18 protein-coding genes are annotated in these 15,285 nt (G+C 59.2%); 3 read left to right on the forward strand and 15 right to left on the reverse strand.

Annotated elements, in window-relative coordinates:
- The first annotated feature begins 19 nt into the window (after nt 1–19).
- The 3 genes from ABHR75_RS05260 (at nt 20) to ABHR75_RS05270 (ending at nt 1,662) form a co-directional block, all read left to right on the forward strand.
- Nucleotides 20–160 carry a hypothetical protein gene (locus ABHR75_RS05260; protein ID WP_430392722.1) on the forward strand — a complete coding sequence of 47 codons (141 nt, stop codon included), beginning with the start codon at nt 20–22 and terminating at the stop codon, nt 158–160.
- 67 nt (nt 161–227) lie between these two features.
- Nucleotides 228–851 carry a DUF47 domain-containing protein gene (locus tag ABHR75_RS05265; protein WP_117655140.1) on the forward strand — a complete coding sequence of 208 codons (624 nt, stop codon included), beginning with the start codon at nt 228–230 and terminating at the stop codon, nt 849–851.
- 280 nt (nt 852–1,131) lie between these two features.
- A complete protein-coding gene (locus ABHR75_RS05270; RefSeq protein WP_138339888.1) occupies nt 1,132–1,662 on the forward strand; it encodes a nitroreductase family protein in 531 nt (176 codons plus the stop codon).
- 166 nt (nt 1,663–1,828) lie between these two features.
- Here ABHR75_RS05270 and ABHR75_RS05275 read toward each other — a convergent pair whose 3' ends face one another.
- From ABHR75_RS05275 to ABHR75_RS05345, 15 genes are all read right to left on the reverse strand, one after another.
- Entirely contained in the window at nt 1,829–2,503 is a 675-nt protein-coding gene (locus ABHR75_RS05275; RefSeq protein ID WP_022094499.1) for a DivIVA domain-containing protein, read from the reverse strand.
- A gap of 61 nt (nt 2,504–2,564) precedes the next feature.
- Nucleotides 2,565–2,852: a YggT family protein gene (locus ABHR75_RS05280; RefSeq protein ID WP_040358293.1), complete on the reverse strand. Its 288-nt coding sequence runs from the start codon at nt 2,850–2,852 to the stop codon at nt 2,565–2,567.
- A gap of 15 nt (nt 2,853–2,867) precedes the next feature.
- Nucleotides 2,868–3,590 (reverse strand): cell division protein SepF, encoded by a 723-nt coding sequence (locus ABHR75_RS05285; protein WP_022094497.1) that lies wholly within the window; start codon nt 3,588–3,590, stop codon nt 2,868–2,870.
- A 60-nt stretch (nt 3,591–3,650) separates the two neighbouring features.
- Nucleotides 3,651–4,388, reverse strand: coding sequence for a YggS family pyridoxal phosphate-dependent enzyme (locus ABHR75_RS05290; protein ID WP_138112193.1), 738 nt, complete (start codon nt 4,386–4,388; stop codon nt 3,651–3,653).
- A 119-nt stretch (nt 4,389–4,507) separates the two neighbouring features.
- Nucleotides 4,508–5,365, reverse strand: coding sequence for a phosphate signaling complex PhoU family protein (locus tag ABHR75_RS05295; protein WP_006234247.1), 858 nt, complete (start codon nt 5,363–5,365; stop codon nt 4,508–4,510).
- Nucleotides 5,366–5,457: 92 nt separating this feature from the next.
- A complete protein-coding gene (gene pstB, locus ABHR75_RS05300) occupies nt 5,458–6,261 on the reverse strand; it encodes a phosphate ABC transporter ATP-binding protein PstB (RefSeq protein WP_006234249.1) in 804 nt (267 codons plus the stop codon).
- A 12-nt stretch (nt 6,262–6,273) separates the two neighbouring features.
- Nucleotides 6,274–7,179, reverse strand: a complete 906-nt coding sequence (gene pstA / locus ABHR75_RS05305; protein ID WP_006234250.1) for a phosphate ABC transporter permease PstA — start codon at nt 7,177–7,179, stop codon at nt 6,274–6,276.
- 3 nt (nt 7,180–7,182) lie between these two features.
- Entirely contained in the window at nt 7,183–8,109 is a 927-nt protein-coding gene (pstC, locus tag ABHR75_RS05310; RefSeq protein WP_006234251.1) for a phosphate ABC transporter permease subunit PstC, read from the reverse strand.
- Nucleotide 8,110: 1 nt separating this feature from the next.
- Complete coding sequence (locus ABHR75_RS05315; protein ID WP_022094493.1) at nt 8,111–8,947, reverse strand: phosphate ABC transporter substrate-binding protein; 837 nt, start codon at nt 8,945–8,947, stop codon at nt 8,111–8,113.
- On the reverse strand, nt 8,944–9,744 hold the full coding sequence (locus ABHR75_RS05320; protein ID WP_161115577.1) for a purine nucleoside phosphorylase YfiH/LACC1 family protein: 801 nt from the start codon (nt 9,742–9,744) through the stop codon (nt 8,944–8,946). The genes ABHR75_RS05315 and ABHR75_RS05320 overlap by 4 nt, the downstream gene beginning before the upstream one ends.
- Before the next feature lie 210 nt (nt 9,745–9,954).
- Nucleotides 9,955–11,109 carry a cell division protein FtsZ gene (ftsZ, locus tag ABHR75_RS05325; RefSeq protein ID WP_022094491.1) on the reverse strand — a complete coding sequence of 385 codons (1,155 nt, stop codon included), beginning with the start codon at nt 11,107–11,109 and terminating at the stop codon, nt 9,955–9,957.
- A 199-nt stretch (nt 11,110–11,308) separates the two neighbouring features.
- The gene (locus ABHR75_RS05330) at nt 11,309–12,097 is read right to left on the reverse strand and encodes a cell division protein FtsQ/DivIB (protein ID WP_238022628.1); all 789 of its coding nucleotides are present in this window, start codon (nt 12,095–12,097) and stop codon (nt 11,309–11,311) included.
- 424 nt (nt 12,098–12,521) lie between these two features.
- Nucleotides 12,522–13,433, reverse strand: coding sequence for a UDP-N-acetylmuramate dehydrogenase (murB, locus tag ABHR75_RS05335; protein ID WP_138112183.1), 912 nt, complete (start codon nt 13,431–13,433; stop codon nt 12,522–12,524).
- Nucleotides 13,434–13,438: 5 nt separating this feature from the next.
- Complete coding sequence (gene murC / locus ABHR75_RS05340; protein ID WP_195363335.1) at nt 13,439–14,857, reverse strand: UDP-N-acetylmuramate--L-alanine ligase; 1,419 nt, start codon at nt 14,855–14,857, stop codon at nt 13,439–13,441.
- A 97-nt stretch (nt 14,858–14,954) separates the two neighbouring features.
- The coding region (locus ABHR75_RS05345; RefSeq protein WP_346963804.1) for a UDP-N-acetylglucosamine--N-acetylmuramyl-(pentapeptide) pyrophosphoryl-undecaprenol N-acetylglucosamine transferase at nt 14,955–15,285 on the reverse strand (331 nt) is incomplete at its 5' end.

The following is a 15,285-nucleotide window of genomic DNA, read 5'->3' on the forward strand; positions in this document are numbered from 1 at the left end:
CATCAAAACCTGCGCCATCATGGGCGTCGGCGCCGTCAAGCGCCTCTCGGCCATCAACTTCGGCGTGGTCAAGGACATGATGTTCACGTGGTTCTTCACCTTCCCCGCCTGCGGACTCATCAGCTTTGTCATGGCCAAGCTGTTCATGATGTTCATCTAGTCAAACCGAGCGTCCATCCGGACCGTAATACCTCGCCTGCCCGTCTTCGCCTCGAAAGGACCCACTCATGGCAAAGAAACCCGATTCGTTCTACTTTGACAATTACGTCGCCTGCGCCGACCTTGCTGTCCAGGCCGCAGAGTTGCTCATCAAGATTTTTGAGAACTTTGATCCCGCGCAAATCCACGACATGCTCGAGGAGATGCATGCGATTGAGCATGCGGCCGACAAGAAGCACCATGAGCTCGAGGATGCCCTGCTCACTGCCTTTATCACCCCGCTTGAGCGCGAGGATCTGGACCTGATGAGTTGCGCGCTCGACACTGTGCTTGACCGTATCGAAGGCGTCGTGCAGCGCGTCTACTTCACCAACATCCAGAGCATCCACCCCGATGCCATTGTCATCGCCCACAAGGTGACCGACGCCTGCCGCGCCATGAAGGACCTGATGGTCGAGCTGCCCAACTACCGCAAGTCCAAGACCCTGCGCGAGCTCGTCATCCAGATCAACACCATCGAGTCCGAGGCCGACGAGCTCTATATCAACGCCATGCGCAACCTGCACGTTAACGGCAAGGACCCGCTCGAGGTCATCGCCTGGCGTGACGTGTACGCCTTCCTGGAGTACTGCGCCGACTGCTGCGAGAATGTGGCCGATGTTGTGGATTCGATTGTCATGAAGAACAGTTAATTGGGGGTACGTGTCCCGGCGGCGAAGGGCCGGCCACGGTTTGCTTTCTCACTCCGGCTGCTTTGCAGAGTCGTTCGAAAGCAAACCGTGGCCGGCCCTTCGCCTTACGTACCACCATTGGGAACTTTGGCTGATACTTTGAAAGCAATGAGGCTTTTGTTGACAGGGCCTTTGAGCCCGATTGGGAACTTTGGGACCGCCTTAAACGTTTGGCTGGATCGGGCTTTGGGTACCCTTTGTTTTGCTTTGGGTTGATACACTGAATTTGGAGGGCTTGGTTGTGAGTTATTTGGATCTGGCTCGGGGTCGGTATTCTTGTCGTGAGTTTGAAGATCGGGCTGTGGAGCAGGCTGTGGTGGATGCCATTGTTGAGGCTGGGCGGATTGCTCCTTCTGCTTGTAATAATCATCCTTCTCGTGTGATGGTGCTGGATACGCCTGAGCTTCTGGAGAAGGCTGCTGCTTGTCAGCCTCGGTTTGCTCGTGATGGATCTATCTTTGGCGCTCCGCTCATCTTCCTTATTTGTAGCGTTACCGAAGACGCTTGGGTGCGCCCGTATGACCAGATGAATTCCAGTGAAATCGATACGTCCATAGTGTGCGATCAGATGATGATGGAGGCCACCGAGCAGGGCCTGGGAACGTGTTGGGTATGCCATTTTAAGCCCGAGGTGGCACAGGAGCAGTTCAACCTGCCCGAGGGCGTCTATCCCTATCACATGCTCGTCTGCGGATATCCTGCCGACCACATCGCCGATTCCGAGCATCGCGAGGCCCGTACCATTCCCCTCTCCGACTTCCTCCTCAAGTAGATTTTGGGACATGCCCTAAAACCTATCCTTGACCGCTCACCGGTTCGCCGAGTTCTGCGCCACTATGTGCAGGGCTCGGTTTTTTATGTTGCGCGCCCCGGTACAGTCATAAAAAAGGACCCGCAAGCTGCGGGTCCTTTCTAGGCACTAAATTGTAGGCCGAATGTTAGTCCAGGTCGTCGGCAGCGAAGTTGTCGATCGGGGCGAAGGGATCGGCCACGGGGACAACCGGGTCAGCGACGGGCAGCGGCTCGGCGGGAACAGTCACCGCAGGAGAAGCGGCAGAACCGACCGGCGTGGAGGCCATGAGGTCGGCCGGGAAGGAGTTCTGGGCATCGTCCATGAAGTGCTGGATGAGCTTGAGATACTCGGCCTTGAACTCCTCACGAGAAGCCTTGAGACGATCGATCTCCTCGAGCTCAGCCTGCTTTTCGGTCAGAGCCTGGCGGATAACCTCGCGGGCCTTGGCGTCAGCCTCGTTGCGAATACGCTCAGCGTTCTCATTGGCATCGTTGACGATGGTCTCAGCGGTCTGCTGGGCAGCGATCAGGGCAGCGGAAATCTGGCGCTCCTGAGCGGAGAAGTCAGGGGCGGGAGCAGCCACGGGGGCGGCAGGAACGGCCTGGGCGGGGGCATCCTGAGCCTGGGCAAGCTGAGCCTGCGCATCGGCAAGCTGCTGCTCGGTAGCAGTCAGACGACCCTTAAGGTCGACGATCTTAGCGAGCATAGCGTCAACCTCAGAGGACAGCGTCTCCAAGAAGACGTCGACCTCAGCAGGATCGTAGCCACGCTTGGCCTCAGAGAAAGTCTGAGCCTGGATGTCTGCAGGGGTAATAGCCATAACAAGTCTCCTTTTTCATCGCCTCGGCGCTACACGCCCGACGTAAGTTACTAAGACAGTTCTACACGAGTATACCTATAAGAAGCTGCAGAACCAGCCTCTGCACCAACTGCAACGCAATAATCGCAACGACCGGCGAAAAATCGATACCGCCCATCGGCGGGATGAAACGACGGAACAGGTTGAGCCACGGACCGCACACGCTATCAAGCACCGCGGCAATATCCTGAAGCAAACCACCCTGCTTCATGGGAATCCACGTCATAAAGCAGTAGACGACAATGAGCGTGGAATAGAAGTTGAACAGCGTATTGACCAGCTGGACGATAGTGTAGATGTTGATGGGAATCTCCTCGTCTTGTCTTTACTTAAGGTAGCCGTCGGCACGAAGCTTCTTGAGATCGGAATCTTTGACCTCGCAACCGGCGGGCAGCACCATGAACACGCGGTCGCCCACCTCCTTGACCGTGGCACCCAGACCGCAGGCAAAGCCGTAAGAGAAGTCCAAGACGCGCTTGGCAACTTCGGTGCGTACGCCCACAAAAATCAGTGCGACAGGCTGCTTGGTGCGAACGCGGCGCACCACGGTCTCCACGTCGTCATAGCTCTCGGGGCGCAGGACATAGGCCGGCAGCTGCGGTGTGGCGTTGATGATATTGCTCGCATAGGCCGAGGCATCGCTCGGTGCAGGCGCAGGCGCAGCGGCGGCACGGGCGCGGGTGTTCTCGGCGTAGCTCGACGGCGTGTCATAGGCACCAGGACGATAACCGCTCGCAACACTGTCCTGCGAGCGCGAAGGCGGGTTATACGTCGTGGCATGGCGGGAGTCATCGCCGACCAGCTGCCCGGAGCGTGTATACACGGCAACCGACTCAGCTTCACCACGGCGCGTCTGACCAAGCAGGCCGTTGCTCGGCTCGTCTTGGGTGTAGAAGCCCTCGCCCGAAGCACCGCTGTAGCCGTTGCCCTGATAGCCATCGTCATAGCCATCATCGTAGCCGTAGTCGTCGTCCTGGCCATAACCCTGGTCGTAACCCTGCTGGCCGCCCAGGTGCATCTTATTTTTAATCTCGTCAAGGAAGCCCATGGTTGTGTCCTCTCGCGGTTTAGTGCAGGCGCCCCGATAATCAGTGCGCACTTCAGAGCCTTATTTTACTGCAAACTCCGGGCTAAATACTACCCTGCCCAGGCGAACGAGCGTAGAGCCCTCCTCAAGGGCAGGCTCAAAGTCTTCGCTCATGCCGCAGGAAAGCTCAGGCAGGTTCAAATCGGGATGCGCCGCCTCCAGCTCATCCCTCAGCTCACGAAGCCCCGCAAAGGTGCGGCGTGCCACATCCTTATTCCCCCGGGGCGCCATAGTCATAAGCCCCTGTACGCAAATTCCCTCAAGTTCCGCAAGCTCACCCGCGGCGGCGCGAATCTCATCGGGCGAAAAGCCTCCCTTCGACTCCTCACCACTCACATTGACCTCAATGAGCACACGCTGGGGGCCGGCGAGTTCGCCTGCCTCAATCTTGCGGGCAGCACGGCTCGAGATCGCCTGCGCCAGATGCAGCGAACCCACCGAGTGAATCAGCTCGGCTGAGCCCAGCACCGCATTGATCTTATTGGTCTGCAGGTTGCCGATCATATCGAAGCGCACCTCGGGCAGCTCCGGATGCTCCGCCAAACCTGTGAGCTTGCGAACCAGCTCCTGCGGGCGATTCTCGGCAAAATGGCGATACCCCGCCTGGATGGCGGCAACGGTCTCATCGACACCAACGGTCTTGGACACGGCAATGAGGCGCGCGGCGTCGTGGGGACGGCCCGCGCGATCGAGCGCCGCATAAAAACGTTCCAGAATCTGCTCGCGGCGAGCGCGCATCAAGTCCAAATAGTTATCCATTGCCAATCGCCTCCGCTGACAGCCAAACAAGTAGTCCCATGCTAACGCAAGAGCGCGGCCCCGCATGTGCAAGGCCGCACTCACTTAGGTATTTACAATCTTTCGACGAACGGGGTTACTTACTCCTCGTCGTCCTCGCCATCGTCCTCATCCTCAAGATGATCGAGCAGGTAGCGAAGACCCTCGCTGACCTCGTTAACGGGCACCTTGGCAACGTAGCGTGCATCGACGGCGGGCCTCATGATAACACCCTCGCCCGAAGGCACGCGCATGCTCTCGAGCTCATCCTCATCAGTGCAGGCGATATCACCGGCAGTCATACGCTGTCCGGTCAACAGGAAGGTCAGACGGCAGGCGGCATCGATGGAAATCGAGGCGATGCGATCGAGATAGCGCGATACCATGATGGCGCGGCGCAGGTCGTCATAGTTGCTGTCGTCGTCCATAAAATCGCCCGTGTCCATGCGGTTAAAGGTGCGGAAGAACTTCTCGTAGGCGGCGTGCACTGGCTCGTCCTCGACGGCCAAGTTGCAGATGATGGACATGTCGTTGGTGACGAGCGCAGAAAGCGAAGAGCCCAGCACCTGGTAGACGGCCTCAGCCTCGGCCTCGACCGTGCCGACAAGCTCCTTGGGCAGCGAGATGTCGGCCTTGATCATATGACGCGTGGCGCGGCAAATCTGGCGAACCTTATCGGTCATGCGCTGCAGGTTAAAGTCGACGTAGATGATCGTCTGCAGCAAGCGGAAGTCGGAGGCGACCGGTGACTGCGTGGCAATCAGGTTGTAGCAGACGGCCTCCAGGTTGGCGCAGCGTGCGTCAATCGAAAGCGTACGCTTCTTGGTCTTGGTGGCGAGCTTGCGGTCGTCGGTCACATAGGCCTTCACGGCATCGTGGAGGGCCAGATCGACGGCCTCGTAGATGCTCAGCATCTCGTGACGGGCCTCGATGAGCTGACGGGAAAACAGTTTGCGCATGGTTCACTCCAATCAGTTGGGTGCGGTCATGCCGCCCGCACAGTGAATACGCACCGGACCAGATCCGATCGGCTTGGGACTAGTCGCACCGATCAGCCAAAGCGGCCGGTGATATAGTCTTCCGTCCGCGAGTCCACCGGGCTGGTGAAGATCGCGTCGGTTTGACCATACTCGATGAGCGTAGCGGGCTCGCCGGCAACTTCCTGCAAGAAGAACGCGGTGTAGTCACTGATACGAGCTGCCTGCTGCATTGAATGCGTGACGATGATAATCGTCATCTCGGGCGCCAGCTCGGCCATCAGATCCTCGACCTTAGAGACGGAAGTGGGGTCGATGGCGGAGCAGGGCTCGTCCATCAGGAGGACATCGGGTTGCACCGCAAGCACGCGCGCGATGCACAGACGCTGCTGCTGACCGCCCGAGAGCGCCAAACCATCCTTGTTGAGCTGATTGGATACCTCTTTCCAGAGGTTGGCGCGCTTGAGCGATTCTTCCACGATGTCATCGAGGTCGCTTTTGCTAGTCACGCCCTGCAGACGAGGGCCAAAGGCGACATTCTCGTAGATGGATTTGGGAAACGGGTTGGGCTGCTGAAAGATCATGCCCACGCGACGACGGAGATCGACCGGATCGACACCCTCGGCATAGATATCGTTGCCGTCGAGCGTCATGGTGCCCTCGACGCGCGTGCCCTCAATCAGGTCATTCATGCGGTTGATGCAGCGCAAAAACGTCGACTTGCCGCAGCCCGAAGGGCCAATGAAGGAGGTGATGGCGTTTTTGGCGATGTTGAGGTCAAGCCCCGTCAGCGCATGAAAGTCACCGTACCAAAAGTTGAAATCCTTGGCCGTAATGGCCGCTTGCTCCAACGCGGGAGCGGACTGATAAACGGACATGGGACTCCTTAACTAGCGACGCTTGCGCGACAGGAAGCGCGCAAACAGGTTGAAGGCCAAAATGATCACCATCAGCAAGAGCGCGGTGCCGTAGGCTGCGTTCATGTTGATGCCGTCGTTGGCAAGCAGGTACAGGTGAACGGTCATGGGACGACCGGAATCGAGCGGCGAAATAGGTAGATTGATGGCCTGGCCCATGGTGTAGAGCACCACGGCGGTCTCGCCGATGGCACGGCCGATGGCAAGGACGATGCCCGTGGCAATGCGGCCAAAGGCCGAAGGAAGCACGATCTTGGAGACGACCTGCCACTTGGTAGCGCCCAGGCCGTACGCGCCCCAACGGATATAGCGCGGAACGGCGCGAATGGCTTCTTCGGTGGTGCGCATGACGATGGGAAGCATCAAGAGCGCGAGCGCCAGAGCGGCCGAGACCATCGAAAGGCCCAGGCCCATAGCCTCGACAAACAAGGCGTAGCCAAACAGGCCCATAACGATGGAGGGCACCGAGGCCAAAGCGTCAGCAGCGTAGCGAATGAGCTCGACGACCTTGCCCTGCTTGGCGTACTCGGCCAGATAGACGGCTGCCAGCACAGCGATCGGCGTGCAGATAAGCATGGCGAGCGCCGTCACGTAGACGGTCGAGACGATCGTGGGCCAAATTCCGCCCTCGGCGTTGACGCCCTGGGGCCAACCGAAGATAAAGTCGAGCGAGATGTGTGGCAGGCCGTTGATGACCACGTAGGCGATGATAGCGACCAGCACCAGCGTGGTGATGTAGGCAGCGGCACGAAACACGCCAAGCATGATCTTGTTGGACAGGTCCTTGTTGATGCGGCCCTTCTTGCCGTGGGAAAGGGCACGCTTGATGCGCTCGCGCGACGAGGTCGTATCGACCGTCGTGTCAACGGAATCGGACATAGCCTACCCCCTCTTCTTCTTGGAAATCAGACGAACGATACCCACCAGCGTGGCGGAGATGATAAACAGGACCACACCCATGCCGAACAGCGCCGAGCGGTGCAGACCCGAGGAATAGCTCATGTCGAGCGCAATCTGGCTCGTGAGCGTCGAGATGGGGCTCGCAATGCTGTCGGGAATAACCGGGGCGTTACCTACGACCATGAGCACGGCCATGGTCTCGCCGATGGCACGGCCCATACCCAGCACGATGGCATCAACGATACCCAGCTTCGCGGCAGGTAGCACGACCTTATAGATGGTCTGCCACTTTGTGGCGCCCATGGCATACGATGCCTCGCGAATGCCCATGGGAATGGAATTGAGAGCATCGATGGTGAGCGTGGTGATGGTAGGGACGATCATGATGGCGAGCACAAACCACGCCGTCAGCGCACCAAAACCAAGGCCGCCGGTCAGTTGTGCGATAAACGGGCGGATGATGATCATGCCAAAGAAGCCGTAGATGATGGAGGGTATGCCCGCCAGCAGGTCAACGGCGGGGCTGATGAGCTTGCGCACGCGCTTGCTGGCAATCTCGACCAGGTAAACGGCCGTACCCACGCCCAGCGGCACGCCCATGGCGAGCGCACCGACGGTCACCAGACCCGAGCCAGCAAGCAGCGACAAGATGCCGTAGTGGCCCTCGGAAGGCGCCCACGTAAAGCTAAAGAAGTCAGCCAGACCGATGTCAGTAAAGACGGGCAGCGCCGAGTACGTGGTAAAGACAAAAATCAGGATGACGGTAACGACCGCCAAGAACGCGCAGGCAAAGAAGATCCACTGCAGCGCCTTCTCCTTGATATAGGTACTGCGCGATACGAGCGCCAGCTCGCGCTTCTTGGGCGTCTGAACATTCTGCTCAGTCTGGGAGTTTTCCTGTGCTTCCATGCTACTCACTCCCCTTCTCGTCGTTGGTGACGGGAATAAAGCCCGCCTCGCGAATCTGCTTGTCCATCTTTTCGGACGTCACATAGTCGATGTAATCCTGCGCCTGCTGCGAAGGCACACCCTTCACAAAGAAGTAAAGGTCGCGCGAGATGGGATAGCCGCCACTCGCGACCGTCTTCTCGGACGCCTCAACATGATTGACCGAGACGGCCTTGACCGAGGTCTTGGCGTTGAGGCTATCGACGAAGCCCAGCGAAATGTAGCCGATGGCCCCACGCGAACGAGATACCACGTCGCGCACCTGGCCCGTACCCGAAAGAACGGCCGAGCGGCGATCGAACGGCGTGCCATCCATCACGATGGTACGGAAGGCCTCGCGCGTACCGGACGCCTCGTCTCGGTTGATGACCTGAATCCTCAGGTCCTCGCCACCGACTTCTTTCCAGTTGGTGATCTTGCCGGCGTAAATATCGCGGAGCTGCTCGGTCGAGAGGTTATCGACCGGGTTATCGTCGTTCACGATGACCGCGATACCGTCGTGGGCAATGACGATGGGAGTCAGGCCCAAATCCTGTTCGTCGGCATTGAGTCCACGGGAGGAGCTGGCGATATCGGCCGTGCCGGCGCTGACGGCCTCGATCCCAGCGGAAGAACCCAAACCGGAAACGAGCACGTCGATGCCGGTCTCCTCCTTAAAGCCCTCGGCCGCAATCTCGGCGATAGGAAGGCAGGTCGTGGAGCCGGCCACGGTAATGGAAGAGGTAGAAGATCCCGAAGAACAGGCGCACAGCGTAAGCGTAAGCACAGCGGCGCTCAGGACCGATACGATCTTTCTCATAGCATCACGCCGATTGCAGCATGGCGCCCACAGGTGCCGTCCTCGTTACGGTAGGAATAAAAGCGGTCGTTCTGACGCACGGTCGAAAGCTGGGTATCCACGATATCATCCGCGTCGACACCGACATCTACCAGCGCCTCGCGAATGGCAGCGGAAAGATCGAGCATGCGAGAGGTACTCGCATCGATGCAAGAGAACTCGGCGGCAAAGCGATCCATGAGTTCCTGGGATACCTCATATTCGTCACCCAAGATATGGGGGCCGATATAGGCGGAAACGTCGCCCGCATCGCAGCCGGCAGCATCGCAAAGCGCCTGGCACGCCTTGGCAGAAATACGTGCAATCGTGCCCTTCCAACCGGAGTGCACCACGGCAAATCCGCCAGGGGCCACCAGCACCACGGGAACGCAGTCGGCAAAGCAGAGCAGCACGGGCACGTTATGCGCCGTACAGACGATGGCATCGCAGCCCGCGGCAATCTGCTCGCGGACGTCCTCAAGGTCATCGGCGCCGTTCGAGGTCACCGCAACGATATGATCACCATGGACCTGATTGGGAACGAGCAGGTTGTGCTCGCACTCGGCGGCACCCATAGCCTCGAGCGCACGACGACGATTTTCTTGAACAGCAAAGGGGTCATCGCCAACATGCGAGCCCAAGTTGAGTGAGGAGTACGCATCTTCGGAAACGCCACCGGCGCGCTCGGTGAAGGCAAAGCGAACATCGGATGTCGCGCCCTCCACCAACGTAACTCCATCATGGTCGACACGCGAAACTTTGTCCGCACGTGCTGCCATACTAAAGCCTCCTAATAACACAAGTACCGCGGCATCGCCGCTACAGCCCGCGTTTATACGGCTGTCATACTTCTCTAAAAGGATACCTGCTGCGCTGGAGGCAATCGTAAAGGGAACGTAAAGAGATTGGAGGTTCTAGTTTACAAAGTCGAAATAAAAAGGGCGCGTCCATACGGACACGCCCCCGTGAGCAACAATGCAAAGAACGACTTAGAAGCTACCGCGCTTCAGGAAGTCGGGAAGCTCGAACTGATCGTTGCCGAAGTTAGGAAGCTCGGTGCCACCGACGTTGCGGGTCGGAGCGGCCTGAGCCGGGCTGGTGGCCGGAGCGGTGCGCTGCGGCTCAGCGGAGGCAGCGGCCTTGCTCTGAGACTGCTGAGCAGCAAAGAGCTCGTCCTGACGGTTGACGTTGGAGTCGGAGAAGCCCGTAGCGATGACGGTGATACGCACCTGATCGCCCAGGGACTCGTCGACAACGGTACCGAAGATGATGTTGGCCTCGGGGTCGACGGCGTTGGCGACAACGTCGGCGGCGTCGCTGATCTCCTGGATGCCCAGGTCCTTGGAACCGGCGATGGAGAGCAGCACGCGCGTGGCGCCATCGATGGAGCTCTCGAGCAGCGGGCTGGAGATGGCCTGCTGGGCAGCGTCGACGGCACGGGTGTCCCCAGAAGAGGTACCGATACCCATCATGGCGGTACCGGCCTGCTTCATGATGGTCTTAACATCGGCGAAGTCCAGGTTGATGATACCGGGGACGGTGATGAGGTCGGTGATGCCCTGGGTGCCCTGGGAAAGGACGCCATCGGCAATCGCGAAGGCCTCGAGCATGGTGGTCTTCTTCTCGGCGATGTCGAGCAGCTTATCGTTAGGGATGACGATCATGGTGTCGACGCAATCGGAGAGGGTCTTAATGCCCTCCTCGGCGCTCTTCTTGCGCTTGCGGCCCTCGAAGGTGAAGGGCTTGGTCACGACGGCGACGGTCAGCGCACCGACCTCGTTCATCGCGATATCGGCAACGATGGGAGCAGCGCCGGTACCGGTGCCACCGCCCTCGCCGCAGGTGATGAACACCATGTCGGCGCCAGCGAGCGCCTCGGCAATGTCGTCGCGGGACTCATCGGCAGCCTTGCGGCCAACCTCGGGGTTGGCGCCGGCGCCCAGGCCGCGGGTAAGGTCGGTGCCGATGTGCACCTTGATATCGGCATCAGAGATCGCGAGTGCCTGAGCATCGGTGTTGATGGCAACAAACTCGACGCCGCGGATGCCCTCTTCGATCATTCGATTGACCGCGTTGGTACCGCCGCCGCCGACGCCGACCACCTTAATGACGGCAAGGTAGTTGTTGATCTCTGTCTCGTGCATGTCGGTCCTCCGAACAAAGGTTATAGCCATAGCATGGGTCGACCCCTGCGCACATTAACCTTCAGGTTGAAAGTAAATGCAAAGGTAAACCGTATTATGGTTGCACATTATGAACGTATCAGTCAAATAATTGACCGTGAAAACCAAACAAACCAGATAAACGGCGTGGTATGGCCCCTCAACAAAGCATCAACCAGCGCTACGAGGTCGGAGCATTCCTAAATGTGTAGTTACCCGGAGAGCGCACATTGATATACGTTACGCCCTCTACCTGCGAAAGCAACTTGGTGACTACGCGTTCCTTCTTGACGATATCGTCCGAATCGCCCAGCGACACTTCAATGCCGTTATTGAGGTTTGCCGAGATGGCTTCGACCGAAGGCGTGGAAATATCCTTGACTTGTCCCAAGAACTCGCTCGAAAAACCACGCACATAATCCAACCCAGCCTTAACGGCCTTGGAGCTCACTGCCTGGCCGGAAACCGGAGCGACATCCGCCGAGACATCAGTCAACAACACCGCGCCATAGTGCTTAGCGAGCGCCAGTGCGGCATCAATGCCGGTCAGGGTATTTGAGCCCTGCCCTGTCGTGATGACGTTGCCCTGGTCGTCAACTTCGACCGACGTCGACAGCGGGGCGATCCAGGTGTCATCATCCCCGATGGCCCAGGCAAGGTCATCGGAGCTGATATAGGCAATTGCAATGACCTTGCGCTCCATCGGCGTAATGATGAGCGTATGCGGGAACTGACGCTGGACATCCACGCCCGAGACCCACGGGTTCTGCTTGAGATCCTCGGTAATCTGGTCGGGATCGACGTTAAAAAGCGACGTTCCCTCGGGCAAATCGATCAGCTGGATAGCATCGTGCTTCGTCACATGCTCGCTGCCTTGAATCTGAATATCAGTGGCAGTAAACAATCCAGAGTTAATCACCACGATGGCAACGACGACGAGCACGGCCAAGGCGGCCAGAACCCCGCCCACGATTTTGCCTTTGCCTGCAACGACAGAAGCGGCGTCTGATGTTTTATTTGCCATCGCCCCAAGTGAAGACAACGGGTTTACGCCTTTTTTACCCGAAGGCTTCTTGGCGGTAGCCGGCACCGATGTCAGCGAGCGCGGTTTCGATGCGCCCAGTGTGCGACCTGGACGCGCCGCTTTAGTTCCCGTCGAGGGCTTAGGAGTTGCCATGGGGCGGGCAGGCTTGGCGCCCATAACAGACTTTGACGTCACCGAGGGACGCGAGGACTTTTTTGCAGCCGGACGATTACCGAGCTGCGAGCCGACGACCGGACGACTGGTCTGTCGAGCATGCCCGACAGGCTTAGAGTGCGCGACGGTATTGCGTTGAGGTTTGGCAGGCGCGCCGGAACGCCCTCCGGCGCGGCGGAAGGTGGGTTTCGATGCTCTAGAAGCCGAGGAATTTAACTTCCGGTCTGAGCTCGATGCCATACGCCTCCCTCACCTTTCCGTGCACATGTCTGATAACCGCGGCAACGTCATCGGCCGAGGCAGTTCCGTTATTAACGATAAAATTAGCGTGAACGGGCGAAACTTCCGCGCCGCCAATCGAAAAACCCTTTAATCCACAATCCTCGATAAGCTTGCCCACACTCGCATCGGGCGGGTTGCGAAAGACCGACCCGCAGGATGCGCGACCCATGGGCTGTGTACGCTTGCGCCTCGTCAGGCACCGCTCCATGCGCTCGCGAATGTCGGCCTTGGGCGCCGGTTTAAGTTTGAGCACGCACTCGAGGATGATCTCATTGCGGGGAAGGCTACATTCGCGGTAGCCCCAAGTGATCTCGGACCCCGCATAATGCTTGATACCGGATACCGGGTCAAACGTTACGACATCCTCAACCAGCGAGCCAATCCATTCGGTCCGTGTGCCGGCATTCATAGATATCGCACCGCCGACCGACCCGGGGATGCCAACGGCAAACTCAAGGCCCGAGAGGCTACGCGACAGGGCATCGTTGACCAGGCGCGCAAACATCACGCCCGCACCGACCGTCAGCGTACAACCGTCATCGGCAACAACCGTGCGCTGAAACTCACGTCCGAGCGAAATGACGGCACCGCGATAACCGCCATCGGCAACCAGCAGATTGGAGCCCTTGCCGACGATGACCCACGGCACCTGCTCGCGATCGAGCACCGCCACGGCGCGGCGGAGGGCATGATAGCTATGGCACGTCACAAAGAGGTCGGCCTTGCCGCCGATACGATAGCTCGTATGACGCGCAAGGCGCTCGTCCTCGATCACATCCGTGTCGATCATGCCCGAGAGCGCCATGACGGCGTTAAACAGACCCATTAGACTTAAGCGTCTTTCTTGGCAGTCAGATACTCGATAAACTCGGGACCGACGGTCGTAACGTCACCGGCACCCATTGTGAGCAGCAGGTCGCCCTCGCCCACCATCTGCTCGAGCTCCTGATTAAGCTCAAGACGGCTGGAGCAATACACGACCTCCTTACCAGGATGCTTGGCGCGCACGGTATCGGCGAGCATCTTAGAGGTGACACCCGGAATGGGCATCTCGCCAGCCGAGAACACATCAATCAGCAGCAGTTTATCGGCATTGGCAAATGCATCGGCAAAGTCGTCGCACAGGGCCTGCAGGCGCGAATAGCGGTGCGGCTGGAACACGACGTCGACGTGCTTGTAGCCCAGCGACGAAGCGGCAGCAAGCGTCGCCTTGATCTCGGTGGGGTGATGGCCGTAATCATCGACCACGGTGATGCCATCGATATCGCCCACGTGGGTAAAGCGACGACGGACGCCCTCAAAGCTCGAAAGCGCCTTGGCGGCGGCGTCGATGTCAAGGCCCAGGACATGGGCGACGGTGAGTACCGCCGTGGCGTTGAGCATGTTGTGGCGACCGGGATTGCTCTTGATCTCCACGGCATGCTCAGTGCCGTCCTCAAAGCGAACGATAAAGTCGCTCTGGATGCCCTTGACATCCGGGTGCATGCAGACGATGTCGTTGCCCTCGGCAAAGCCGTAGGAAAGCACGTGACGACCCGTCGACTTGGCGAGCTCGACCAGATGCGGGTCCTCACCGCAGACGATGACGGTGCCGTCCTCGCCCACCAGGCTCATGAATTTGGCGAAAGTTGCCTCGATCTCCTCGATACCCGAGTAGTGATCGAGGTGGTCGGCCTCGACGTTGGTCACAATGACCACGTTGGGGTTCAGGAACAGGAAGGAGCTGTCGGACTCGTCGGCCTCGGCGACAAAGTAGTCGCCCGAGCCGTTCTTGCCGTTCGTGTCATAGCCCTCGACGATGCCACCGATCAAGAAGCTCGGATCCAGACCCATGCGGTCGAGCATGGTGGCGCACATCGAAGACGTGGTGGTCTTGCCATGCGTGCCGGCAACAGCGACGGTGGTGTAGCCGTGGCCCAAAGCAGAGAGCATCTTAGCACGGGGCCACACGGGAATACCAAGCTCGCGAGCGCGCACGAGTTCAGGGTTGGACTCCGGAATAGCGGTGGAGACAACAACCACGTCGGGCTTGACCTCGTCGATCGTGGCGGCCTCATGGCCCACATGCACCTTCACACCAGCGCGGGTAAGCTGGCGGATATAACGTGACGTCTTAAGGTCGGAGCCGGTAACGGCATAACCGCGCTCGTGCAGAACGAGGGCGATGCCGCTCATGCCGGCGCCGCCGATACCGATAAAGTGGGCGCTCTTAAACTCGGGCGCGGAGGTTGCAGTCTGGGAATCAGCCATGTGCTCGTGTACTCCTTGCGTAAACACTGCCTGTAACCCGTTAACTGTACCGCACCTACCGCATCAGCGCGAGGGCGACCGACGATATCCCGTCTAACTAACGCAAACCCTCTACCGCATCCGCCAGAAGAGCGGCGGCCCTATCCTGGGCCAGACCACGCGCCGCCTGACGCATGGCGTCGCGCGCCGCCGCGTCATCGACCAGGTGCAGCAGTTCATCGGCAAAGGCAGAACCGTCGATATCGGCATCGGCGCAGAGCACGCCGGCCCCAGCGTCGACCAGATAACGGGCATTGGTGGTTTGGTGGTCGGCCGTCGCATGCGGGTACGGCACGAGCACCGAAGGCACGGCGAGTGCAGCGATCTCGGCCACGCTCGATGCGCCCGAACGCGAGAGCACCAAATCGGCAGCAGCCAGCATATCGCCC

This window comes from Collinsella aerofaciens (assembly GCF_039752955.1).
GTDB lineage: Bacteria > Actinomycetota > Coriobacteriia > Coriobacteriales > Coriobacteriaceae > Collinsella > Collinsella aerofaciens_BI.

What these genes read in the sequence shown, in the direction of transcription:
- murC (WP_195363335.1), bottom strand. Translation starts at nt 14,857, where the DNA reads ATGGCTGATTCCCAGACTGCAACCTCCGCGCCCGAGTTTAAGAGCGCC.
- ABHR75_RS05265 (WP_117655140.1), top strand. Translation starts at nt 228, where the DNA reads ATGGCAAAGAAACCCGATTCGTTCTACTTTGACAATTACGTCGCCTGC.
- pstB (WP_006234249.1), bottom strand. Translation starts at nt 6,261, where the DNA reads ATGTCCGTTTATCAGTCCGCTCCCGCGTTGGAGCAAGCGGCCATTACG.
- ABHR75_RS05275 (WP_022094499.1), bottom strand. Translation starts at nt 2,503, where the DNA reads ATGGCTATTACCCCTGCAGACATCCAGGCTCAGACTTTCTCTGAGGCC.
- pstA (WP_006234250.1), bottom strand. Translation starts at nt 7,179, where the DNA reads ATGTCCGATTCCGTTGACACGACGGTCGATACGACCTCGTCGCGCGAG.
- murB (WP_138112183.1), bottom strand. Translation starts at nt 13,433, where the DNA reads ATGGGTCTGTTTAACGCCGTCATGGCGCTCTCGGGCATGATCGACACG.
- ftsZ (WP_022094491.1), bottom strand. Translation starts at nt 11,109, where the DNA reads ATGCACGAGACAGAGATCAACAACTACCTTGCCGTCATTAAGGTGGTC.
- ABHR75_RS05315 (WP_022094493.1), bottom strand. Translation starts at nt 8,947, where the DNA reads ATGAGAAAGATCGTATCGGTCCTGAGCGCCGCTGTGCTTACGCTTACG.
- ABHR75_RS05285 (WP_022094497.1), bottom strand. Translation starts at nt 3,590, where the DNA reads ATGGGCTTCCTTGACGAGATTAAAAATAAGATGCACCTGGGCGGCCAG.
- ABHR75_RS05290 (WP_138112193.1), bottom strand. Translation starts at nt 4,388, where the DNA reads ATGGATAACTATTTGGACTTGATGCGCGCTCGCCGCGAGCAGATTCTG.
- ABHR75_RS05260 (WP_430392722.1), top strand. Translation starts at nt 20, where the DNA reads ATGGGCGTCGGCGCCGTCAAGCGCCTCTCGGCCATCAACTTCGGCGTG.
- pstC (WP_006234251.1), bottom strand. Translation starts at nt 8,109, where the DNA reads ATGGAAGCACAGGAAAACTCCCAGACTGAGCAGAATGTTCAGACGCCC.
- ABHR75_RS05295 (WP_006234247.1), bottom strand. Translation starts at nt 5,365, where the DNA reads ATGCGCAAACTGTTTTCCCGTCAGCTCATCGAGGCCCGTCACGAGATG.
- ABHR75_RS05320 (WP_161115577.1), bottom strand. Translation starts at nt 9,744, where the DNA reads ATGGCAGCACGTGCGGACAAAGTTTCGCGTGTCGACCATGATGGAGTT.